At 68.1% G+C, this 2,271-nt stretch carries 1 protein-coding gene; it reads left to right on the top strand.

Annotated elements, in window-relative coordinates; all coding sequences use genetic code 11:
- The coding region (gene recC / locus BIS11_RS15550; RefSeq protein WP_253586489.1) for an exodeoxyribonuclease V subunit gamma at positions 1-2,271 on the top strand (2,271 nt) is incomplete at both ends.

The raw sequence follows: 2,271 nt of genomic DNA, 5'->3' as shown, positions 1-2,271 counted from the left end.
GTGGCGCCGCCTGCGCGACGACGTGGCCAGCACTCAAGGCCCCGGCGGGCTGACCAGCAGCCGGGCGAGCGTCCACCAGCGCTTTCTGGACGCCACCGAGCATCTCGAAGGCCAGGCCTGCCCCCCCAAGGTGCCCCGGCGGCTGATCATCTTCGGTATCTCGTCGTTGCCGCAACAAACGCTCGAAGCGCTGGCGGCACTTTCGCGCTGCTGCCAGATCGTGCTGTGCGTGCACAACCCCTGCCAGTACTACTGGGCGGACATCATCGAGCACAAGGACCTGCTGCGCGCCAGCCGCTACCGCCAGCGCCGCAAGGCAGGCATGCCGGAAGCGCTCGACGTGCTGGGGACCGGTGATGCAGATGGCGCGCTGCACCTGCACGCCCAACCGCTGCTCGCTGCCTGGGGCAAGCAGGGCCGCGACTACCTGCGCCTGATCGACGAGCACGACGACACCGGCGACTACCAATCCCTGTTCGAGCAGCGCGCGCTGCGCATCGACATGTTCGAGCCCTTCTCCCAAGGGAGCGGCACGCTCTTGAGCCAGCTCCAGGACGACATCCGCGAGCTGCGCCCGGTAGGTGAAACCCGCGAGCACTGGCCAACGCCGAGCGATGACGACGCCTCGATCGTCTTTCACATCGCCCACGGCCCCCAGCGCGAGGTCGAGATCCTCCACGACCAGCTTCTGGCCGCCTTCAGCAGTGATCCGAACCTGCGCCCGCGCGACATCATCGTCATGGTGCCGGACATCGACCGCTATGCGCCGCACATCGAGGCGGTGTTCGGTCAGCTCAGTCAGGACGACCCGCGCTTCATTCCGTACACGCTCTCGGACCAGGCGAGCCGCCATCGGCTGCCCTTGATGATCGCGCTGGAAAAACTGCTGCGCCTGCCGGAGCTGCGGCTTTCCACCAGCGACGTGCTGGACCTGCTCGACGTGCCGGCGCTGCGCCAGCGCTTCAACCTCGAGGAGCGCGACCTGCCCACCCTCGCCCGCTGGATGGAAGGCGCCGGCATTCGCTGGGGCCTCAACGCCCGCGCCCGGCAGAACCTGGAACTGCCCGAGGGCCTGGCCCAGAACACCTGGGCCTTCGGCCTGCGCCGGCTGCTGCTGGGTTATAGCGTGGGCGAGGCCGGCGCCTGGCAGGAGATCGAGCCTTTCGATGACATCGGCGGGCTGGAGGCGCGCCTGGCCGGCCCCCTGGCCGCGCTGCTGGAGAAGCTCGAAGCCACCTGGGAGCGCTTCTGCCAGCCGGCGGATGCCGCCACCTGGGTCGCCCGGCTGCGCGAGCTCTTGGAAACCTTCTTTTTCACCGACGACGCCGCCGAGAGCGTCATGCTCACCAAGCTCGAAAGCGCCCTGCAGCAGATGCTCGAAAGCACCCAGGAAGCCGCTCTTGCGAACGCGCTTCCGCTATCGCTGGTGCGCGAGCACTGGCTGTCCCAGATCGACGAGCACTCGCTCTCCCAGCGCTTTCTGGCCGGCGCGGTCAACTTCGCCACCCTCATGCCGATGCGCGCGATTCCCTTCAAGCGCGTCTGCCTGCTGGGCATGAACGATGGCGACTACCCGCGCTCCCAGCCGCCGCTCGACTTCGACCTGATGGGCGGCGACTACCGCCCCGGCGACCGCTCGCGCCGCGAGGACGACCGCTACCTGTTCCTGGAGGCGCTGCTCTCTGCCCGCGACCAGCTGTATGTCAGTTGGGTGGGGCGAAGCCAGATCGACAACGCCCCGCTGCCGCCGTCGGTATTGGTCGGGCAACTGCGCGAACACCTGGACGCCGGCTGGCAGCGCGAAGGCGGCGACCTTCTCGCCCGGCTGACCACGGAGCACCCGCTGCAACCCTTCAGCCAGCGCTACTTCGGCCAGACCGACAAGCTCTTCACCTACGCCCACGAATGGCGCGAGGTGCATGCCGCGACAAACGCGCGTGACGCGGCCCCGCTCTCCCCGCTGGCCGAGGACGAACCGGCCACGCTCGGCCTCGCGCAGCTGGGCAACTTCCTGCGCGAGCCGGTCAAGAGCTTCTTCAATACCCGGTTGGGAGTGTATTTCGAGCAGGAGGCCATCGCCGAGTTCGACGCCGAACCCTTCGCCCTGGATGGCCTTCAGAACTGGCAGCTTCAGGATCAGTTGATTGCCGCCCAGCGCCGCGCGGTCGACAGCGGCGAATCGCGCATCGATGCCCTCGACGCCGCGCTATCGCGCTTCCAGGGCCAGGGCGTGCTCGCCATCGGTGCCTTCGGCGAGCGCATGAAAAACGC

Source organism: Halomonas sp. 707D4, assembly GCF_024158685.1.
Taxonomy (GTDB): Bacteria; Pseudomonadota; Gammaproteobacteria; order Pseudomonadales; family Halomonadaceae; genus Vreelandella.
This window is presented reverse-complemented; position numbering and strand designations above follow the sequence as displayed.